Source organism: Bacillus sp. FSL K6-0994 (assembly GCF_038630815.1).
Lineage (GTDB): Bacteria > Bacillota > Bacilli > Bacillales > Bacillaceae > Bacillus > Bacillus safensis.
Genome location: NZ_CP152043.1, coordinates 2,796,882 through 2,816,046 on the forward strand (window position 1 = coordinate 2,796,882; position 19,165 = coordinate 2,816,046).

Annotated in this window: 29 protein-coding genes, 1 tRNA gene and 1 pseudogene; 5 read left to right on the plus strand and 26 right to left on the minus strand. The window is 39.2% G+C overall.

What is annotated here, in order from left to right; translation table 11 throughout:
• Positions 1-161: 161 nt before the first annotated feature.
• The 9 genes from MHB69_RS14660 to MHB69_RS14700 all read right to left on the minus strand — a co-directional run bounded on the left by MHB69_RS14660 (position 162) and on the right by MHB69_RS14700 (position 5,733).
• Positions 162-866, minus strand: coding sequence for an MBL fold metallo-hydrolase (locus MHB69_RS14660; RefSeq protein ID WP_342495724.1), 705 nt, complete (start codon positions 864-866; stop codon positions 162-164).
• Entirely contained in the window at positions 863-1,780 is a 918-nt protein-coding gene (locus tag MHB69_RS14665) for a RecT family recombinase (protein WP_342495725.1), read from the minus strand. Before MHB69_RS14665 ends, MHB69_RS14660 begins: the two co-directional genes overlap by 4 nt.
• Complete coding sequence (locus MHB69_RS14670; RefSeq protein WP_342495726.1) at positions 1,773-3,737, minus strand: hypothetical protein; 1,965 nt, start codon at positions 3,735-3,737, stop codon at positions 1,773-1,775. The genes MHB69_RS14665 and MHB69_RS14670 overlap by 8 nt, the downstream gene beginning before the upstream one ends.
• A gap of 101 nt (positions 3,738-3,838) precedes the next feature.
• The gene (locus tag MHB69_RS14675; protein WP_342495727.1) at positions 3,839-4,057 is read right to left on the minus strand and encodes a hypothetical protein; all 219 of its coding nucleotides are present in this window, start codon (positions 4,055-4,057) and stop codon (positions 3,839-3,841) included.
• On the minus strand, positions 4,054-4,251 hold the full coding sequence (locus tag MHB69_RS14680; RefSeq protein ID WP_256688663.1) for a hypothetical protein: 198 nt from the start codon (positions 4,249-4,251) through the stop codon (positions 4,054-4,056). The genes MHB69_RS14675 and MHB69_RS14680 overlap by 4 nt, the downstream gene beginning before the upstream one ends.
• A 358-nt stretch (positions 4,252-4,609) precedes the next feature.
• Positions 4,610-4,885 (minus strand): hypothetical protein, encoded by a 276-nt coding sequence (locus tag MHB69_RS14685; protein WP_165379107.1) that lies wholly within the window; start codon positions 4,883-4,885, stop codon positions 4,610-4,612.
• A 2-nt stretch (positions 4,886-4,887) separates the two neighbouring features.
• Positions 4,888-5,145: a helix-turn-helix transcriptional regulator gene (locus tag MHB69_RS14690; protein WP_234712496.1), complete on the minus strand. Its 258-nt coding sequence runs from the start codon at positions 5,143-5,145 to the stop codon at positions 4,888-4,890.
• Positions 5,146-5,241: 96 nt separating this feature from the next.
• Positions 5,242-5,439 carry a helix-turn-helix domain-containing protein gene (locus MHB69_RS14695; protein ID WP_061409410.1) on the minus strand — a complete coding sequence of 66 codons (198 nt, stop codon included), beginning with the start codon at positions 5,437-5,439 and terminating at the stop codon, positions 5,242-5,244.
• 54 nt (positions 5,440-5,493) lie between these two features.
• Positions 5,494-5,733: a helix-turn-helix transcriptional regulator gene (locus MHB69_RS14700; protein WP_342495728.1), complete on the minus strand. Its 240-nt coding sequence runs from the start codon at positions 5,731-5,733 to the stop codon at positions 5,494-5,496.
• 121 nt (positions 5,734-5,854) lie between these two features.
• Here MHB69_RS14700 and MHB69_RS14705 point away from each other — a divergent pair, with 121 nt between their 5' ends.
• The 5 genes from MHB69_RS14705 (at position 5,855) to MHB69_RS14725 (ending at position 8,962) form a co-directional block, all read left to right on the plus strand.
• Positions 5,855-6,274, plus strand: a complete 420-nt coding sequence (locus tag MHB69_RS14705) for a helix-turn-helix domain-containing protein (protein ID WP_165379109.1) — start codon at positions 5,855-5,857, stop codon at positions 6,272-6,274.
• An 18-nt stretch (positions 6,275-6,292) separates the two neighbouring features.
• Positions 6,293-6,943 (plus strand): hypothetical protein, encoded by a 651-nt coding sequence (locus MHB69_RS14710; RefSeq protein ID WP_342495729.1) that lies wholly within the window; start codon positions 6,293-6,295, stop codon positions 6,941-6,943.
• A gap of 77 nt (positions 6,944-7,020) precedes the next feature.
• On the plus strand, positions 7,021-7,515 hold the full coding sequence (locus MHB69_RS14715) for an ImmA/IrrE family metallo-endopeptidase (RefSeq protein WP_165379111.1): 495 nt from the start codon (positions 7,021-7,023) through the stop codon (positions 7,513-7,515).
• Complete coding sequence (locus MHB69_RS14720; RefSeq protein ID WP_342495730.1) at positions 7,508-8,791, plus strand: site-specific integrase; 1,284 nt, start codon at positions 7,508-7,510, stop codon at positions 8,789-8,791. Before MHB69_RS14715 ends, MHB69_RS14720 begins: the two co-directional genes overlap by 8 nt.
• Positions 8,792-8,889: 98 nt before the next feature.
• A tRNA-Ala gene (locus tag MHB69_RS14725) sits at positions 8,890-8,962 on the plus strand.
• A gap of 53 nt (positions 8,963-9,015) precedes the next feature.
• On the opposite strand, the gene MHB69_RS14730 is transcribed toward MHB69_RS14725, so the two are convergent.
• The 17 genes and pseudogenes from MHB69_RS14730 to MHB69_RS14810 all read right to left on the minus strand — a co-directional run bounded on the left by MHB69_RS14730 (position 9,016) and on the right by MHB69_RS14810 (position 19,158).
• Positions 9,016-9,198, minus strand: a complete 183-nt coding sequence (locus tag MHB69_RS14730; protein ID WP_034282447.1) for a hypothetical protein — start codon at positions 9,196-9,198, stop codon at positions 9,016-9,018.
• Positions 9,199-9,314: 116 nt separating this feature from the next.
• A complete protein-coding gene (locus MHB69_RS14735) occupies positions 9,315-10,118 on the minus strand; it encodes an N-acetylmuramoyl-L-alanine amidase (RefSeq protein WP_065215256.1) in 804 nt (267 codons plus the stop codon).
• A 19-nt stretch (positions 10,119-10,137) separates the two neighbouring features.
• Entirely contained in the window at positions 10,138-10,401 is a 264-nt protein-coding gene (locus MHB69_RS14740) for a phage holin (protein WP_034282451.1), read from the minus strand.
• Between the two features lie 11 nt (positions 10,402-10,412).
• On the minus strand, positions 10,413-10,625 hold the full coding sequence (locus tag MHB69_RS14745) for a BhlA/UviB family holin-like peptide (protein ID WP_211043393.1): 213 nt from the start codon (positions 10,623-10,625) through the stop codon (positions 10,413-10,415).
• A 36-nt stretch (positions 10,626-10,661) separates the two neighbouring features.
• Positions 10,662-10,754: pseudogene (locus MHB69_RS14750) on the minus strand (XkdX family protein); the annotation flags it as partial.
• A 47-nt stretch (positions 10,755-10,801) separates the two neighbouring features.
• The gene (locus MHB69_RS14755) at positions 10,802-11,122 is read right to left on the minus strand and encodes a hypothetical protein (RefSeq protein WP_046313427.1); all 321 of its coding nucleotides are present in this window, start codon (positions 11,120-11,122) and stop codon (positions 10,802-10,804) included.
• 12 nt (positions 11,123-11,134) lie between these two features.
• Positions 11,135-12,520: a hypothetical protein gene (locus MHB69_RS14760; protein ID WP_342495731.1), complete on the minus strand. Its 1,386-nt coding sequence runs from the start codon at positions 12,518-12,520 to the stop codon at positions 11,135-11,137.
• Positions 12,521-12,568: 48 nt separating this feature from the next.
• Positions 12,569-13,699: a pyocin knob domain-containing protein gene (locus MHB69_RS14765; protein ID WP_342495732.1), complete on the minus strand. Its 1,131-nt coding sequence runs from the start codon at positions 13,697-13,699 to the stop codon at positions 12,569-12,571.
• A 7-nt stretch (positions 13,700-13,706) separates the two neighbouring features.
• Positions 13,707-13,880, minus strand: a complete 174-nt coding sequence (locus tag MHB69_RS14770) for a phage portal protein (RefSeq protein ID WP_046313421.1) — start codon at positions 13,878-13,880, stop codon at positions 13,707-13,709.
• Positions 13,877-14,200: an XkdW family protein gene (locus MHB69_RS14775; protein WP_342495733.1), complete on the minus strand. Its 324-nt coding sequence runs from the start codon at positions 14,198-14,200 to the stop codon at positions 13,877-13,879. The genes MHB69_RS14770 and MHB69_RS14775 overlap by 4 nt, the downstream gene beginning before the upstream one ends.
• Positions 14,201-14,210: 10 nt before the next feature.
• The gene (locus MHB69_RS14780; protein ID WP_342495734.1) at positions 14,211-15,089 is read right to left on the minus strand and encodes a hypothetical protein; all 879 of its coding nucleotides are present in this window, start codon (positions 15,087-15,089) and stop codon (positions 14,211-14,213) included.
• A 14-nt stretch (positions 15,090-15,103) separates the two neighbouring features.
• On the minus strand, positions 15,104-15,487 hold the full coding sequence (locus MHB69_RS14785; protein WP_024423249.1) for a phage tail protein: 384 nt from the start codon (positions 15,485-15,487) through the stop codon (positions 15,104-15,106).
• Positions 15,488-15,498: 11 nt separating this feature from the next.
• Positions 15,499-16,422 (minus strand): YmfQ family protein, encoded by a 924-nt coding sequence (locus tag MHB69_RS14790; protein ID WP_342495735.1) that lies wholly within the window; start codon positions 16,420-16,422, stop codon positions 15,499-15,501.
• Positions 16,406-17,455 carry a baseplate J/gp47 family protein gene (locus MHB69_RS14795; RefSeq protein ID WP_144496348.1) on the minus strand — a complete coding sequence of 350 codons (1,050 nt, stop codon included), beginning with the start codon at positions 17,453-17,455 and terminating at the stop codon, positions 16,406-16,408. Before MHB69_RS14795 ends, MHB69_RS14790 begins: the two co-directional genes overlap by 17 nt.
• On the minus strand, positions 17,448-17,870 hold the full coding sequence (locus MHB69_RS14800; protein WP_041115871.1) for a DUF2634 domain-containing protein: 423 nt from the start codon (positions 17,868-17,870) through the stop codon (positions 17,448-17,450). Before MHB69_RS14800 ends, MHB69_RS14795 begins: the two co-directional genes overlap by 8 nt.
• Before the next feature lie 14 nt (positions 17,871-17,884).
• The gene (locus MHB69_RS14805; protein ID WP_024423253.1) at positions 17,885-18,151 is read right to left on the minus strand and encodes a DUF2577 family protein; all 267 of its coding nucleotides are present in this window, start codon (positions 18,149-18,151) and stop codon (positions 17,885-17,887) included.
• Entirely contained in the window at positions 18,148-19,158 is a 1,011-nt protein-coding gene (locus MHB69_RS14810) for a phage portal protein (protein ID WP_101676420.1), read from the minus strand. The genes MHB69_RS14805 and MHB69_RS14810 overlap by 4 nt, the downstream gene beginning before the upstream one ends.
• Positions 19,159-19,165: the final 7 nt, after the last annotated feature.

Genomic DNA, 19,165 nt, shown 5'->3' on the forward strand with positions numbered 1-19,165 from the left:
AATAGCGTATTTGCCTTCAATTTTTACTACTTCGAGATGCGGTTCATACTTGGCCATATATGTCCTGATATACATAACCAATACCTTTTTCCGCATCTGCGGAGCGACTGATCTGGCCATCGTAATAAAACAATAGGGATAAGCTGTTTTAAAAAGCTCGCTCATTTCGGAACATAGACAACCTTTCCTGTTTGTTTTGCTATTTCTTGTTTGAATAGTTGCTCATCACTGTTAGTGTCAGATAGATGCAACAACCATATTTCCTGCACTTTTGACAAGTCATTTGCCGCAAGGAATGTCTTTACATTCTCTAAGCTGAAATGCGACTGGATGAGCCGGTTACGCATGCTTTTATGGATGCTCCCATTGTCGATATTTGCATCCAAGATCGCTTCAGAGTAATTGCACTCAACCATGATGTGCGTGAGTCCAGGAAACTTATATTTGATGTAATAGGTGTCAGTGGCAAAGAGCAGCTTGTCTCCGTCCTCATTAGCCAATAGGAAGCCATATGGCTCTGATACGTCGTGTTGCACATCAAAGGGCATAATAAGCCACGTGCCGATCCTAACCGCCTGTCGAGCTTTTACAAGATTGATTCTGTGGTGATTTTCCACTCCAAGAGCTTTTGCCGTTCCATGAGACATATAACAATCGATTCCTGCACGCAGAACATCTTTTAAAGCCTTGCAATGATCACCATGCTCATGAGTGATGAGGCAACCAGCGAAGCTCATCTTAAAATCAAAAGCACGTTGCATCTCTTTAAAGGTGATACCACACTCCAAAAGGAGCGGGGTTTTACCATCAGTCACCCGATAGCAATTCCCCTTACTACTTGATGAGACAGCGTTTATTTCAATCAAAATGGTGGTTCCTCATTCAATGCAGACGGCTTTAAATCATGTTCATTTGATGGTTTTGGCTCAGGTTCTTCACGCTGCTTTATTTCAGGTGTTTCTTGATGCTGTTCTGAGTCTTCAGGTTCATTGAAACCAACATCAATAATTTCTGAATTAGCATTCTCGCTAATCTCTTTTTTCACTTCATCCGGGGTAACATCCACCCGATCGTTGTCATACTCATTTTCAGTAGAATTATTAATTGCTTGGACAAGGAGATCACTGTCATCGCTAGTGTTTATAAAATTCTTCGCTGCACGATTGATAACGGTTCTTTTGGCCATTTCCTGTGGAAACTTATTCTGAACGCCTTTTGTTTTTGCTTGGCTCCAGGAAGTTTCAATTTCTTTTTTTGTCATGACGGTTAGCAGTTCCATATCATCAATGGTCTTCACTATTGCATAAGCCCCGATGATCGGCTTATCTCTGTTCTCAAACTTCGTTTCATGCTTGATAAGTTTTTCCCGACCTCCATCAATCTCATAATCAAATACATCGCCTTCAAAGATCACGTTTGCCCATATATCCTTAACATTGGTCAAGCGTTTCAAGACTGCTTGTGTACCAAAATATGAACGATTTAGTTGTAATTGCTTTCCGTATGGAATGAAGTAACATTGTGTTTTTGCAGGGCTTAAACCTTGTACCACCATATCCAATAATGAATTAGCAATAGATTCACGAGAGCAACTTTCTAATGCAGGTCTTCCATCTTTATCCTTCAGATCTTGAAGTTTAAAAAATGCACTCTTTAATGCATTGCTAGCATTATAGTTAGATGGAAGAACCAATCCTTCATCTTTTAACCTGCTTAAACTATTGTTCACATCATCTGTAATATTTTTTTGTAAATGTGCCAATTGATTCTGATTACTCATTCGTATCCTCCTCATTTGTTATCACTCGAAGCTCCTTGTCTTGCCTAGAAACGATCAAGCTAATAACTTGAGCATTCACATCGATTAGATTCGTGACCGCCTCGCTGTTATCAACGAAGATCGGCGCAGAAATACCATAATGCTCATTTAACGTATTAATGATGTCTAAACCGACATTAATACGTGCCGCATTGTTTAGGCCTTTAGAGTAAGGCACACCTTCATACAGCGTTTCGCATGTTTCTGTTAAACCGCCGTTGACTTGCTCTTCAAAAAGCTTGAAGCGGGCATACTTGAATTTGCTGTTTATCCGTTCTTCCATAAGGTTCATCTTGGTTCTGATGAACTCTTCAATCAGGAATGACTCTTGCTCGACCTCATTGTAGTCATCAGCCATTTTACGTTCTTCATCTTTTAGCTCTTCAATCCGTTTCAGAGCTTGTTTGGCTTTATCAATGCAAAGTAGATCATTAAGAACCAATTTCATTTCTTGCTTTTTTTCCTTGATCTGCTCATTAATCGTTTGAACAGCTCCACTTGTCTCCTGCTCATCTGACTGGATCTCGTTATTGATCTTTTCGAGCTCCTCGATCTTGGCTAGATACAATGGATTTTCGGAAAGCGGAGCAATGGACGCTTCAGCTTGCTCCATATCTTCTTTCAGTTTTTCTACAGCTGAAGCCTTAAATTTCTCTTCCATATTCAACTTTTGAATTTGCTCGTCAACTTCATACAACTCATTTGCCTTATTTTCATATTCAATTCCTAATTTTTTCCCCTTATCGACTATTCGCTCTAGGGCTTCACTTTTTTGTAAATTGAATTTCTCAATAGCAGCTTGAATTTTTTCTTCCGGCAATGCTTGTCCACATGTTGGACAATCTGTTTGATGATCCTCAAACGATTCTTCATACTTTTTAGACCATTCTTCTCGTAACTCCAAACGTTCTTTATCTATTTGAGAGAGAAAAGATGTTAAGTGCTTCTTCTTCGTGATCAAGTTAATGAGATCATTTTGGGTTTGAGTAAGACTGTTTTTCTCTAGGTAGTAGGCTTCTTTCTTTTTGTTAATGACCTCAAACCGTTGAGAGTCATGTTCGTTTTTGATTTGCTGTAGCTCCCCTTCGAGTTGAAGCATGCGTTTCTTACGATCTGCACCTTCATCTGCTTTGATAGAGCGAACTTTCTCATCCAATGCCATAAGTGATGACTCCAGAGCTTTTAGCTCTTCTTTCAGTTGTTCATGGTCAAGATCACTGACATCATCAATAGAGCGGTTGATTTCATCTATCCTTACCGGATATTGCTCTAGGTTCTTAGTGATCTTTTTACGTTTTTCAGTAAGAATGCGCTTTTGCTCATCCAGACTTTTTCCATCTAAGATGGATTGAAGCTTTGACAATGAATTGTTTTCTGAAATAACGTCCTCATCAGTCACAGCACCACCGATCTCCATGAGAACGTTTAGGCGATCCTGCCACTTCATTTGTTCATTGAAATAAGAAGGAGAAGTTATCAGTTTGAAAATGTCCTCAGAGATAATGTCATTGACCTTCTCAGTGAACTCTTTTTTCTTAACTGGCACGCCATTGACATAATAGTCAGTGGTATGGCCAGAAAAGACTTGCTTTGCTGATCCCCGTTTCTTGGTCCATTTCTCTGAATAGACCTTTTTCAATTCGACAGAATTTCCGTCGATTAAGAGTACAGCCGATACCTCATGATCCACGCCACTTACTGCTTTGTTATCCTTGGAGAGCGTCTTGATCTCAAAGTCTTTTTTGTTTTGGCTGTCTTTATCAAAGAGCAGCCACATAAAACCATCAAACAACGTTGTTTTGCCTGTGGCGTTATCACCATAGACCCTCGCGCTTTCTCCACCTGTTTCAAGGATGAATGATTTTACACCCTTGAAATTTGATAGATGGAGTTCTGCCAACTTGATATTTTTGGTCATGAACAAGCCTCCATTGATTTACAGTGCCAACCTGCTATAATAGGGGTTGACACTTTTATTTTCTTTTTTTGTAATTGGTTCACTTGTGGGAGTGGACCTTTTTATTTTGCATTCACAAAGGTGAAATCCAGTTGCTCCTTCAGATAGCGTTCCAAGTTATCAACTAGAATCATTTCCCCAACATTCTCATCAATGACATACTCATCATTAGAAAAAATCTCATCCCCAAAATAGTCAGTTCCAACGACATCAACCACTTCAATTCCTTTTGGATAACCAGTAGCATTTATTTGAGTAATCATTGGATGTTCAATGTTCATGCTAAAACACCAACCTTTCTTCGGATCGCGTCGGCTTTTAGCTTTTTGAATTTCTCAAAAGCCTCTTGATTAGGGAAATAGAAGTGAGGTTTTCCATTGTTGTCCATGAGAATGGAGCCATTTACTTTAGATAGTCTTACTTGATCGCCAGTGTGATCACTGAATGGTTGTATAACCGCTTTTTCAAAAAACATAATCTTCTTCCTCCTATTATTTATTGATGCTTATTCGCATCGTCCGACTGCGGATGGTGCATGATTTGAGGGGATGGGGTGTGTGCGTAATGCCCATCCGCAAGCCGGACGACAAGAATAAAACTTGTCGTGCTCTTTAAAGAGCGATATAATTCATATTGATCAATTCGTTATTCATGAACTAAGCAGTGAGTGTAGGAGCTTGCTGCTTTTTTCTTTGTCCTAAACCTAGTTGAGACTTTAAACGGGTTTCAGTTTGAAAATTAGAGATCTTCACATCCTCGTCATCACGTAACTTACACATTTCCTTTACTTCCTTAGCCTTCATCAACTTGCTTGCAGTGAACATGTATTTCATTTAAATCAATCCTTTCATTTTGTTTTTTAATGATTTTGGATATGTTACTGGCGTAATCTTTGCAGCTGACATCAACAATTGCACCTTTGCTTGTTTTTCATACCGCTTGATTTCTTTTAAAGATTTAGATATATCTTGATGAGTCGCTAATGCCGTATCGGTATCACTTTTCTTTAAAGCTTTCATCAATCGTTTTTGCAGTTCTTCGATGCAAATCATTTCTCTTGTTATTGCATCGTTATTGATATTTTTGAAAATCGTATTTCGTTTCTTCATCTTCATCCTCCGAATAGGGCCATGATAGCCGTTATTTGCTGTGTGACAGCCAGTGGATCAATGCCGCATAATGTTGCAATCATTGCCTCTTTTGCATTTGTCGCTTCCATCCACCGTACATATGTAGGTACATCAAGTACCTTCTGATCATTTTCAATCTTTGAGATGCAACTGCGAGAGCGGCTAAGCATTTCCGCTAACTTCTCTTGGGAAATGCCTGCTTGCACTCGGGCTTTACGAAGCACCACACCCAACTTCAAAACCTCTCCACCCCCTCTCAATGTTCCTATCTGGAACATGTTCCGAATTGGAACAGCAAATCTCATATATCCGCTTTATTCTAAGGTGGTAAATTCTTAATCATTCACTGGCTGAAAGTTGGATTCCATTTGTGACATTTGCCATTCTTCTAGAACTTCTCGTGTAAAGAAAATTCTTTTCCTTACTCGGAAGAATGGTATTTGCCTCTCCTTAACCATTGTGTAAACCGTGTCATGATGGACTCCAAGAAAATCAGCCGTTTCTTGAACACTCATAGTTGATTTTGTTGGCATTTTGAGAACCTCCTTCAGAATTTGTAAACCATAAGAACCGCAAAAATCATTTTATTAACAGGTATTCTCTTTTTCATTTTGTAACTCTTGTGTACCACTCGACTCAAAAAAAATATCCCTTGGATCTTTATTTAAAACACTTGCAATTCTCAGCATAGTGAAACCAGATGGCTCTTGTCCGTGAAGCTCAATTTTCGTAATGTTTGCGCGAGACATTTCAGTTCTTCTTGCCAATTCAGATATTGACATTCCAACACCTTTTCTGATCTCACGTAATCTGTTAGTGAAAACCATGTGTTACACCTCCTTGAACAAATAGTAACACAAGGTTTACAGTAGTGTCAATCATGATTTACACATTTTCTGTTTTAAAGAATTTAAATATAATGTAAACTACGTATTACAGGTGATGCTAATGTCCAAACTTGGAGAATATTTGATAAAAGCAAGAGGAAAAATGTCTCAAAGAGAAGCTGCCAAACGAATTGGCATAAGCCATACCTATCTTGGGAAAATTGAAAACGGAAAAGACCCAAGGACAGGTAAAGAAATCAAACCAACTCCAGAAACACTAAAATTAATTTCTAAAGCATACCAATGTGATTATGAAAAATTAATGATCATAGCTGGTTACATCGATGAGAATGAGACAAGTAATTCTGAAACTCCTAAACTTTCTGAGCATCAACGAAAGATTTATGAGTGGGCAAAATCCCATGACGGATTATTCTTCGATAGTAAGCCAGAAGATGTGGAAGAATTAATTGAAGAATTTGAAGTGGTATACGAGTTGTTTAAAAAGAGAAAAGCGAGAGAGAAAAAACAGAACAAATGATTCCTTTAGGGGGCAATTATGAGGAAGAAATCAATGTTTGTAATTTGCCTATCATTGCTCGTTTTCTTAGCTGGATGTAACTCAACTAAGACAGCGGATGAACCTTCGGCAAACTCACAAGAAAAAGTTTCAGAGAAAAAGCAAAAAGAAACTAATGAAGAACAGAAAAATGACAGTTACAAAGATGATCAAACAGGAGAATTATTTAATTACTTAAAAAGCCAAGAACAAATTGAATCACAGAAAATGGGCCCGCTTAATATAAATTTTGAACATGTCAACATAATGAAGTTGTCAAATATTCCTGATGATCGCCTAAGTGACTATCAAAGTTTAACGGATATTGATTTAACAAACCCTTTTCATTTTATTGATATTAAATTTTCTGTAGAGAATACAGATAAAGAAAATATCAATTTTTCTGGTATTAGTCATTTAATTTTAGACACTAAAGAACAGATTAAGGTCAGTAGTAATAACCTTTATACTGACATCGAACAATATGATATGAAACTTTTTGGTAATGCGAAAAGAGATTATCAAATTGCTGTACCTATAGAATCTGATGTTTCTAAAATAAAAAGCGTTAGAATTGTGATGAGTGCACCATTTGACGAAAATTTGGATAGCGTTTCCGAACCAAAAGAATTAACAGTTAATTTAAAATAAATGCTCAATAAGAGTATTTATTTTTACCCAAAAACAGAACACTAGTTCCTAAAACTAACTTGAAGGAGCTTATTAAATTGAAATATACCTATACTCATTTAGAAGATAACGTTAATAGACTATATGCAGAAATGAAAATCTTAAATCCTTCTGAACAATCCATTGATACTATTTCTGAAAAATTAGGGATTGAAGTTTGTTATAAAGAAATTTCATCAAGAGCCATAATTAATCAGGATATCCAAATTATTATCTTAGATAAGAGATTGAATAAAAGCATTAGATGGGAAAAGTTTTGTCATGAAGTTGGCCACATTCTTTTTCATAAGGGAAATCAACTTATGATGCCTGATTCATTTAGGTTATATCAAGAATGGAAGTCGAATAACTTTATGTACCATTTTGCAGTACCAACTTTTATGTTGAGATCAGTAAATATACCTTTAGACCCTGACCAAGCAATTCAATTTTTAACTAAAACTTTTAAAGTTACTCCATCATTTGCAAAGCATCGATTAAACCTTTACAATCAAAAAGTTTTTTCTCAGACAAGGAGCGTTTTATATGGCTAGCATTGAAAAAAGAGGAAGTAATTCTTTTAGATTAGTTGTTGAAACTGGATATGATGCTAATGGAAAAAGGTTAAGAAAATATAAAACTATTCGTATAGAAGATCATAAACTGTTAAAAACAAAAAGAAAATTACAGGAGTACCTCTCTGATCAGCTTTATCAGTTCAAGATGGAAGTCAATTCTGGAGAATACATAGAACCTGAAAAATTAACATTTGAATCTTTTATCGCTAAGTGGAAAGAAAAAAAGCTCTATCAAAAGAGCGGAAAACCGTATTCTCTGACAACATCAGACGTTTATTGGCGTCACTTAAAAAATCATATCCTCCCCGTTTTTGGACATATGAGGATAGAACGAATAAAGAGTTTACATATCGTAGACTTTTTAGATGATTTATCAAAGGATGGTGCGAGAAAAGATGGTAAGCCAGGGGGGTTAGGAGAAAGAACAATATTAGATATTTTTAAATTACTACAGGTGGTTTTTAAAACCGCAGCTGAAGAATGGAAGATTATCAAGATTGATCCAATGAAGGGATTGCCCTTGCCAATTAACGAGAAGAAGGAAATGAACTATTTTGAAGCTGATGAAGCTGCTCAATGTATTAAGATTCTATATGAAGAAGTTGATATTAAATGGAGACTTTATTTCTTAGCAGCCATGATAGGAGGATTGAGACGAGGCGAAGGTCTAGCGCTTGAATGGCATTTAGACGTGGATTGGGATGCTGGTGGATTTAGAATAAACCGATCTCTTTCAAAGACCATTCAAGGTAAACCGCATGTGAAAGACCCTAAGTCAAAAAGTTCAAAACGATTTGTTCAGATGCCAGATTGGTATATGAATGAATTGTCTCTATACTATCATATGTGGAAAAGAGAGAAGGAAAAGCTAAAAGATGCCTGGGAGGGTGGAGATCATCAATACATCTTTCATAGTGGGTTTGGAAAGCCTTATTACTTTACAACACCAACGACCAAATGGAATCGAATTACACAAAAGTATAGAATAAAAAATATCCGTTTACATGATTTGCGTCACACTATGGTTGCTTTATTGATGGAAGCCGGTGAGAGCATAAGTGCTATTCAAAGACGTGCAGGACACGCTAGCTCCCGAACAACATCTGATATATATGGCCATGTAACAGATGAAATGAAAAAGAGTGCAGCGAATCACTTTAACAAGTTTGATCCTAAACATCTGAGAAACACAAATTCAGAGATAGGAAATTTCCGTCCCCAAGTCGTCCCCAAGGTTAAAAATAATGCATAATACAAAATTGAAAGATTTCTCATCAAAAATAAAAAAATAGCCTTCCCCCTTGTATTCTAAGGGGGAATTAAATATAATAATATTTGTTGAAACATCCCGGGGCATTAGCTCAGCTGGGAGAGCGCTACGCTGGCAGCGTAGAGGTCAGCGGTTCGATCCCGCTATGCTCCATACGAAAAACCATTCTTGTAAAATCAAGGATGGTTTTTTTATGTACATATCTCTTACAGTTCTGTTTGTTCTTTGTTTTTTCTTAATAACTTTATGATGCGGTATGTGATCACAGAAAGATAAGTTAGGATGAGAATGATTGTATAGGACACAGGGAAGTCGCTCGTCATTTCGTGATAAATGAAATAGATGAGTAGCACTGACAGCATAATGATCTGGAGCAGTTCTTTTTTCATTTTTCTCTCCTCTCATGATAGGGATTTGGCCAATTATATCACAAATGATGTCATTTTTTGTTAGCTATCAGCAAGGAAGCATTTCCTCACTTGCTGATAGCTTTTTTTATAGATCATCATTTCTTCTGTAATTGTTCGATTTTGTTCTTCGTCTTCGGTCCGTAAATTCCGTCTGCAGCTAAGCCGTTCATGAGCTGGAACCGCTTGACCGCATTCGCTGTTTTCGGTCCATAATAGCCGTCAATCCCATTGTTTTTTGCCCCTTTGTCTGGGTAAAAATAGAGGGAAGATAAGGCTTTTTGCACAGCTGTGACTTGAGGGCCTTTTGTTAAGGGCTTGGTGACTTTTAAAATGCCAGATGGCAGATTTGACGATTTCTTTTTGGAAATGGGTGCTTTGTGGCTCAAGCTTTCTGCCTGAACAGGTTTTCTTGTGCTTTTGCTGCCAGTTTGTGCTGTGGCTATTCCAGCTTTAAACTGATCCCATCGTCCGAGAAGTTTCCTTGGACACTCTTTCCCGCTCCAATGTTTATGAGGCACTACATTTGAAAAAGGAATTCCGAAATCTCCCATCAGCTTTCGAATGAGCCATTGAGCATTTTCGACTGCTTGTTCAAAGCTGCCGTCTGCATTTTCACAAATTTCAATACCAATTGATTTCATATTGCCGGTGCCTCTGCCATCCCCTGCGTGCCAGCCGTTTTCGTTTAACGGTAAATGCTGATAAATCACCTGATCATCAACGGTGTAATGCCAGCTCACCCCGGTACTTGAACGTGCAACAAACGCTGCATGACTGGCCGCATTAGCGCCTTTTGCACTGTTAGACGTATTATGCACTGTAATATAGAGCGGCTTCATCGTGTTTCCTGGTCTGTTGCGATGTTGTTTTGGAATCAATGCTTGAATGATTTTTACCATGTCGTTTCTCCTTCAAGTATTATTTTGTTAGCCCTCTTTGTTTCAGAGCATCTTTTTGTAATTGGCCTTTGTAGGTCACATAATTGTTTTTAAACCAAGCGATAACAGCTGTAACCATAGTAAAAATCGTAGAACCTGCCACATAAAGTGCCTCACCAACGGTTTGTACTTGCTCCTCACTAATCGGCAGCACCGTCTGTCCAAACATGATAAGCGTTTGATTGATCAGAGCAATAAAAAGAAGCACTGTGCGAATCACAGTGCCTTTGTCGAATGTTTTCATGAGTTTTCCTCCTATTTTAAATTTCGTTCTATTTTGTCGAGTTTGTCGATCACGACGTCATACTTTTCACTAAACTTTGCTAACACATCATTTTGCGCCTCGATTTGTGCATTGAGCTTGTTTTCTCGTTCTTTTGTTGTGTTGAGAACATAGAACAGAATCCAGCAAAAGAGAACGGCAAATGGGCCTTGTGTCATTAAGTTTTGAACGACATCTACTTCCATTGGAATCACCTTCTTTCCGGCAAAAAAATAAAGCCATTAGGCTTCATATTTGTCTCCTGTTATGTCTTGATAGTCATCTGCCGAGATCCAGCCGATGCTTACATAAAATGCAATGTCCTCTGGGCCGTAACACTGCCAGTCTCAAAATTGTTTGATATCTGCTACAGTTGGAAACATCATTTTGAAGTCCCCCCTTTTTGCATAGCCAATAACTGCGTTAATTGTTTAGATAATAAGGCATTTTGTTTCTTTAAAAGTTCTATATCACTTGGCGGGAGTGGGGCTGGTTTTAAGCTATCTATATATTCCAGTGTCGCTGATTCATACCATTGTTGTTTTTCCACATCAAAAGCTGCTTTATAAAAAGAAGGATTATTGGGTGGAGCAATTGTTGTGCATTGATCTGGAATGATATAATTTCCTTCATCATCCCTCTCAAACACTACTATAGGTCTGACCAATTCATTTTGATGATTGTACTCATAAACTTGTATCATACTATCACTTCCTTAATTTAATGGGACGACTGTGTCTAAATAGTAGCCAGTTACTGCACTTTCATTCGCTGCCAGTAAACCAGTTAGCTTTAGCTCTCCTGTCTTATATATAAGTAATTTACTATGACCCGTTGTACCTGATACGGGAACTGACACCACAAGACCTTTCTCTGGTAAACCTTCGGCTGGAATCCGTCCACAGGTGATTTCTCTATTTGCTTTTAGATGACCTCTCAGCAACAACAAATTTCCCCATTTTACATATTCAACTGGTCTATCCCCTATAGATGAACTTTTGTCTAAGGTAACACTAAGCCACGTGACATGTTCAAACTCAGCATTTGTCACTAGCTGTTTCCAGCCCCTGAAGATTCCATCAGTATGAGTAGTTCCGTACCAATGGCTGTTATCATAGCTTCGACTCACATGAAAAGTTTTGCGGTTATTTCCCGTTTCTAAAATATCTACATTAAACCAAGAAGCATCGGTCGTTGATGGCATATTTACTGCATTCGTTCCAGAGACATAATAAAAACCAGAAGGCAGAGTGAGTATATCTGTACCAGTAGGAATAAGCATTCTATTTCCATTCGCTTTCAATAATGGATGCTCGTTCAACCTCTTCCAGCCGCTCCATTCTTGCTGAGTACCGGTAACATCTGTCGTCGATCGATTGATGTATACATCGCCTGTATTATTCGCGCCAATGATCCAACCATAAGTATTTTCACTAAAGACTGATAAGGCCCTCATAGAACTTTTTGTAGGCAGATCGGGGTGTGCTTCATGAATATACCAAGAATGCACGCCCGGTAATTTGATAAGTTTATCTAAAATACTAGGATCGTTTGCATTAATTCTTTCATAAGCTTTTCCATCGTCAGCAGTGATTTTAGATAGTTGTCCTGCGTCCCATTTGTTTTTTTCATTTTGTGTCGGCAATTGGAGCCAGTTAATTCCGACGTCATTCACATGATAGGAAAAACAAAATGCATTGCCTGATGTGTCAATCGCGATTCCTACGCCAATATTATTTTGACCTACAAGCTGAAAGCCTCTTAATGCAGCATTACCTATAGCAGGAGAATCGACTACTCCAGAACCTCCCGGAGCATAGAACGAGCAGGCACCTAACGATTTAATCCCGTTATAAATACTGCCGCCAGCAGGGATATTCACCAACTGGGACCCGTTATCATTTGTCATTTTATATAACTGAGATTGATCCCATTTCTGCTTTTCTGTTACAGATGCATGAGATGTTGCATCATTTTTGTGTTGATTGATTTGATCCAAAAGTCCAACATCATTTTCAAGAATAACCTTGATCATGTCATTAAACAGATCTGCATGGGCTTTGTCACTGACTTTAAAAGAACGAGGTGTCTTTATCTCCATGAACATTCTCCTTTTATATTTCAGCTCTAAATATTGGTTTTATTAGTTTCACCTTGTGCTGAACTTAAAACCAAATGTAATAAACTCAGTGGGATTGGCGTTATTTGAAGATGATTGTACACATACATTACCCTCTTTATCTATTAAGGTACGATGGAATTGTGGTACTCCTGGAGTCCCTATACTAGAAGCGACTCCTACAAAATGCATTGCCTGTTTCGGCCGATATTCTTCAGGCAAATTAAACACTGCATTATTTCCTAATGTCCCACCTTTTACAGCTCCTACTATCTCAACTTCACCTAGGAGATTCTTGCGATATTTTACTGGTAAATTAATAGGGTCATATTCCTTCCAATTGCTTTTAATCTCTTTAGGTGTTTCCCAAGATCCTTCTAATAAATCTGATAGCGTGATTTGCTTCTCCCATGGTGTCCATGATTCTGCATTGTGTTTAAGAACTCTAAAGTATGTGTTCTTCCCATAAACAGATTCGTATGCTATTTGCACTAATGTACTGCCATAACTCATGACCAATAAAAACACTCGATTAATGGAAGGGGATGGGCCGTTTATTCCTGCATTATATATGAGATACATCCCTGTCTGAGTAAGGGTATTATAGTCTGTCTCGCTAGCAAACCCATGATAAATGGGCTTTCCATTATCTTGTGTGATTTTTACTAATTGACCGTTATCCCATCTGTTCCTATCACTTTCTGTAGGCAGCTTTGTCCATGTAATCGACGTATGTCCAGCATCATAATAGAAAAAATAAGCATTACCTGACATATCAATTGCAAAGCCAGATCCAATATTTTCTTGCCCTACTGTCTGCAGCCCTCTTATTGATACATTCGGTAAGGCAGGTGAATCCTCCACACCAGCAGCTGCATAAAATGTACATGTTCCTTTGTCTTTTATCGCATCAAATATACTTCCCCCGGCTGACACATTGATAAGCTGTCTTCCACTATCAGCCGTGATCTTATAACTCTGGGATTCATTCCATTTTTTCTTTTCTGTTTCAGATGCGTGTACTCCGCCATCATTTGTATGTTTTAAGAGATGCTCTAATAATCCAGTATCATTTTCAAGTAGTACTCTGACCATGTCATTAAACAGATCTGCATGCGCTTTATCATTCACGTTAAAAAGTTTTGGTTCTTTTATTTCCATTCGGTTTTCACTCCCTTGCCTTGAAATTTGGTTCAATCTCTTGCAGCTGCTCTAAAGTGAGTATCCTTTGCTCGTATCCTGCATTTAGATCTTCCATTGAACAATCACCTAGTTCAATTGCCTGTTTGACCAATTCAGGTGTCACCCATTTGAAATATAATGCCATTACCCAATAACTCATCTACTACTCTCTCCTTTAATGATCTCATTTTTTAGCGCTTTTAGTTCGTTTGATAGAAGATCACATTGATGTTCAAGCTGTTTTCTCATCAGCTTTTCTTTTGCTACTTCTTGTGCTAGATAATCTAGCGGGAGCGGTGGTTGATACCTTGGATTGGCTTGTGATTCCTCCCACCATTTTTTCAACTCTTTCTCTGTTGGTTTGGGCACATCAAGATACCATTCATCTATATACGAACCAGCACCGTCATTTCTTAGTTCAAAATCCTTTTGCGGATCCGCATCGGGATATTTATATTTTATGGCTTCATATAAAATCATCAAAACCCTCCTATACTCGCGGGAAATTTCGGCCGCCTACTTCTGTAATGTCAAAATAGTTGTACCAGCCTGAGTTATCTGATATATAACGACTAACGTCTCCGTCATATCCTGCGTACATGTAAATTTCTAAATAATCCCCTTTATTAGCCGGTACATTGGCAGAACCATAAAGTCCCATACTAAAACTCAACGTATCAGATGGGCTTGTCGGACTTTGTCTTTGATGTGAAATATTTTTATATCTTTTTCCATTTAAATAGATCGATAATTCAAAGTTTGCATACCGTTGAAAGCTTTCAATATACACACCAGCATTCACTGAATACATTCCGTTTTCAGGGCAGATGAAGCGATTATTTTTGATATCAAAATTGTTATGACTGTCTTTTATCTTTCGATTAAAAAGGACTTTTTGATACTCTCCCTTGGTTAATAACTGCTTCCCAGTTGTACCTATATTGGCATGACAGAACCCAGAGAGTTTATGCCAGTCGGTCCAACCCGATCCTGTCCACCAATGACGGCACCACGTCCCTGTGCTATCAAAATAGCTGCCTGCTTCGTTTCCAGTCCCATAGTAATATTGAACAAATCGAAAGTTACTATATTTTTCATTTTTCACAAAGCCGAATCTTGTAGGGTATCCCGTATCATTGGCTTGACCAATATCCATGAATGTAATACCTATTGGATATTCCTCACCGCTGACTGTCGCATCTTGAATGGCTTGATCCCCTGTTAGTTTGAATAAGCTTTCATTTGTGATCCCTGCTATTTGTTTACTAAGCGCATTGTCATTTTCCACAAGTGTGTCGACCATCCGGTTAAACAAGTTGGCATGGGCTTTGTCAGTGGTTTCAAACGGTAAAGGTGATTTTATCTCCACTTCTTTTCCCTCCATTAATAAATATCATCAATCTCAAAAACAAATTCGATGTCGCCGTCTTTTTGTTTGTCTGTCATGGTGCGGATGGCGGTGAATTTGCCGTCTTCGTCGACAAGTGCTAGTTCGTTGATCACTTCTCCTGCCAGTTCTCCTTCGGCGATCGTGCAGGTATAGCGGATTTTTGCTGGTTCCATGAAGGTAAACGAATCAATATTTTTTTGGACTAGTTCTTTTTTGAGTTTTTGTTCAGTGCCGTCTAGTGAGATCGGTTTTCCATCCTTCGTTCCCCCATTTCCAAAGGCCATTTTGACGACTTTTGTGAGTTTTGTTCCTTCGGCTCTTGCCTTTGCCATTTGTTGACGTGCATACAGTGTTGTTACGGTTAATTGATCAGCCATTGTGATCCTCCTTATAAATCTATTTTTTTAGAAGTTGCTGCTAGCATTTTTGATCCGTCGAGCGAAACAGATCCATCGAGAATCCAGTAATGATCCTTGATCAGTAAGCTTCCATCCTGCTCAGTTTGGACATGTACTGGCAGACGGAACGTCATCTTCTTCTTTGTTTGATGCTGGAGCTGATTTTTTGCGCGTAAAGTCAATGCCGCTCCTTGCTTCGTTTCATGTACCGCTCCAGTCATGACATAGTTCATGCGATATGCTGTTTCTGACTGATGTTGAAGCCGCATTCTCATGTTTAATGAATGCCGAAAACGAGCAGGCACATCCGTTGTACCTCGTGTTCCGCTGAGATAAAACGTACCATTTAAGACAAATTCACCATTGAGTAAAATCGGGATATGATCGAAAAAACCCACTCTGCTGCGCAGTGTGAGCCTCCCGTGATGATCATTTTTTTCATGTACGTCGGTATGATGAAAAGCTGTGAACGTATAAGCCAAGTGTGCAGGTTTTAACGTTTCAAGTATTTCTACAATATATCTCGTGTTTTGCAGATCATCTAAGTTCACACGTAAGGCGAAATGATACCGATTGGTTGTGAGACGGATGACAGCACTTGGATTCTTGAGAAAGCGATTGACTGATTTCTCTAATGAAAGATACGTGATTGGCGGAATATTTGACATCATATTGAGTAAGCGTGCCCTTCGCAGTTCAATTGAATCATCTGATTCCCGCTGCACCTTCAGCATTCTTTCCCATCTGTTTAATCCCCATGTCGCAGTTAAAGGAAAGAACTGATCCGTTAAGTCGAAAATGGATTCGTCCAATTGCTCAAATTCCGGTGCCTCTGTCTTGAGCAGGTGATCCACTTCATAAATCTTTGTAAAATATGGCGGCAAGTAGTTTTTCATTTCATCCTGTTTGCTCAATAACCTTCACCTGCCTAAGACGCGGAATCTCAATGTCCTGTAATACTAAGTTTTTCGACTCCCCATTCAATAACACATCTGCATAATCTGACACACTTTCTGAATGGTACAGAATATCATTTAAGGCAGACATTCGAATGGTACTCTTTTCAAATGCGATTGATTTTAACAGCGTCTTGACCTTTTCTTCTATTTCTTTCTGAGCTCCTTCAAGGGTCCAGTCCATTTGAAGTTCGACAGCCACTTCTATGTCGATATCCAGCCATTTGGCGCTTTCAACGATTGCTTTTGAGCCTATAGGCGCTTGTCCTTCTCCTTCACCTGGCACTGGGTCGATATATTCCTGTACTCTTTTGACAAGAAGGTCTGATGCAACATCTAGATTGCCATCTGTGATGACAATTTTGACCGTCCCTTCTCCGTTCCAAAGCGGGAACACTTTCGCTCTGCCAACACCGGGCACTTCTTCAGCCCATTTTTTATAATGCGCCCTGTTGGCACTGACAGCCTCCCGCCTCGCACGTATTAAATATCGATCATATAAAGAAGCGTCATCTTCCTCCTCTTGACCTGGTATCACCAGTTCTTTCATCTTAATCGATTCAAGTCCTGGAATTGTATCAAGTGACAGCAGCGGCTGATCTGTTAACTGAACATTGCCGGCTTTACCAGGTGTCTCGCATTCTAGCGTGCCATCCTTCGAATACTGGAAATAAACGTCTTCAATAAAAAAACGTGAACCAGCTGGAATGTTGATATTTTCTGGCTGAATGGCCGCTGACCAAACTGCTTTAGTGGCTGGTTTTCTTTCAATTCCTACTTCAGCAGCCCGCCGATCTAGAAACTCTCCTTGTGCTGTATCTGCAAAGACCAGCTCAAACACTTGATCAAGCCAAATATAGGACTGGGCCAATTCAGCGGCAGCAGGTGCCAAGGCATTCCAAATCACGCTGTTTTCTCTTTTATCTATATCATCTGGCAGTCTATCCAGCATTCTTTCCATTAATGCTTCGTACGTTTGTTCCTCAAACATCGCCCTCCATCACCTCCTCTATTTCTAATGTGCCCTCATCTGTGACAATTGCTAGTTTGACATGAAATGAGTCATTTTGCTTTGTGACCTCTAACTCTTCAATATGGTCAATCCGCTCGTCAACGAGCAGTGCTTCCTCTAGCAGCCTTGGAATTTCCATTTCTTTGTATTCATCCGTGGCTTCTGTATCCGTCAACAGCTCCTGAATTTCAGTACCAATATCGTGGCTGTAGATAGGATGTGCATACCGCTCTGTCCTAAGTGTCATATAAACGAATTGCCGAATTGCCTCGATGCCTGAAATGGTTTCGCCTGTCAGCCTGCCAGTTTCAAAATCTATTCGATACGTCGTCGAGGTTTCGACCTCTTCATCTTCTTCTGTTTCCTCGATTTCTTCCTCTGGTGAAAGTGCCACGTTCATCACCTCCCTTACAATTTGTCGATGATGTAAAAGGACTGGCCTCCTGCCATTGCAAGCACCATAATACTGTCTCCCCTTTTCAGCTCATCATCCTCACCCTTATTTAAGCGCTTCGGCCAAATCAGTAATTCTTCTGGAATGATCAGCTTATGATTTTCATTTAATCGGATGCTCAGAGGGGAAACTGCCGTGACTTCTCCGATGACAAGATCAATTGGAGATTCTGCGTCTACTGCATTCACTGCCAATCGTTTAATCGCTTCACTTAATCTCACGCTTGATCACCCTTTGGCATGGAATTTTTCTCAACAACATCAATGGTCATGGTGTGTTTCACCCCACTGAATTCATGTTTGTCTTGATCGATCCAGTAAGTTTTTTTCACGTTGATTTCAGGAATTTTCAAATAGATTGGGAGACCGCTTTGCAGCTCTGGAATTCCTAACGCTTGTATGCTTTTGACTTCTTGTTTGACGCCTTTTTTCTCTGCCAGCCGTACTTTGGCTCTTTTTTGCAGCTGCGGCTGGTTGATTTGCCCTGTGACTGTCTCAACATGCTGTAAAATACCGTATTTATTCTGACCGGCTTTATCCTGTTCAATCACCACAATCTCGGATTTACTGCCTTTTTTCTTATTCTTCCCCTGTTCATCAGCAGACGTACGCATCTTGACTCGAGTGGCTGTCTCTTCAATCGAGGTGCTGTATTGATAACTGATGAGATTGACGCCTGATTCAATGACCCAGACGTCCTCTGGATCAGGCCAGGCTCTCAGCCCCATCTTGCCTTTAGCAGAAAAGATTTGATAGTTTCTTCCTGTTTGCCGCTTCGTTTCTTTCAATGCTTTCAATATCATGTCATACAGGCTCGTGTCATTTTTAAAGACTAGTGATTTTATGACATGTCCTGTATTGGAGATAGAAGTCATTGGAATTTGAAAGTCGGCTCCAATCCGCCTTAAGATTTGATCTGCTCTTTGATTTGAAAAAACATAGACATCTTGGTTTTTCACCAAATATTGGAGCATATCGTATGCAGTAAACGTCAGCTTTCCTTCAACCGGCGTCCGCGAAAAAACAATGCCTCTAAACAGCTCTTTTCCTTTCCATTTAAAAAGAACCGTGTCCCCTTCCGAGACACGGTAATATGTTTGACTGCCTTGTTTTGTGATAATATTTGCCTGAATTGAGCGAGGGGCTTGATACCTTTGCCCCTGAAGTGTCACACTCTCTGTGACAAGCTCATACATGGTGCCGCTTCTGATGGCAAAAAGCTCGATCAATGCCAGC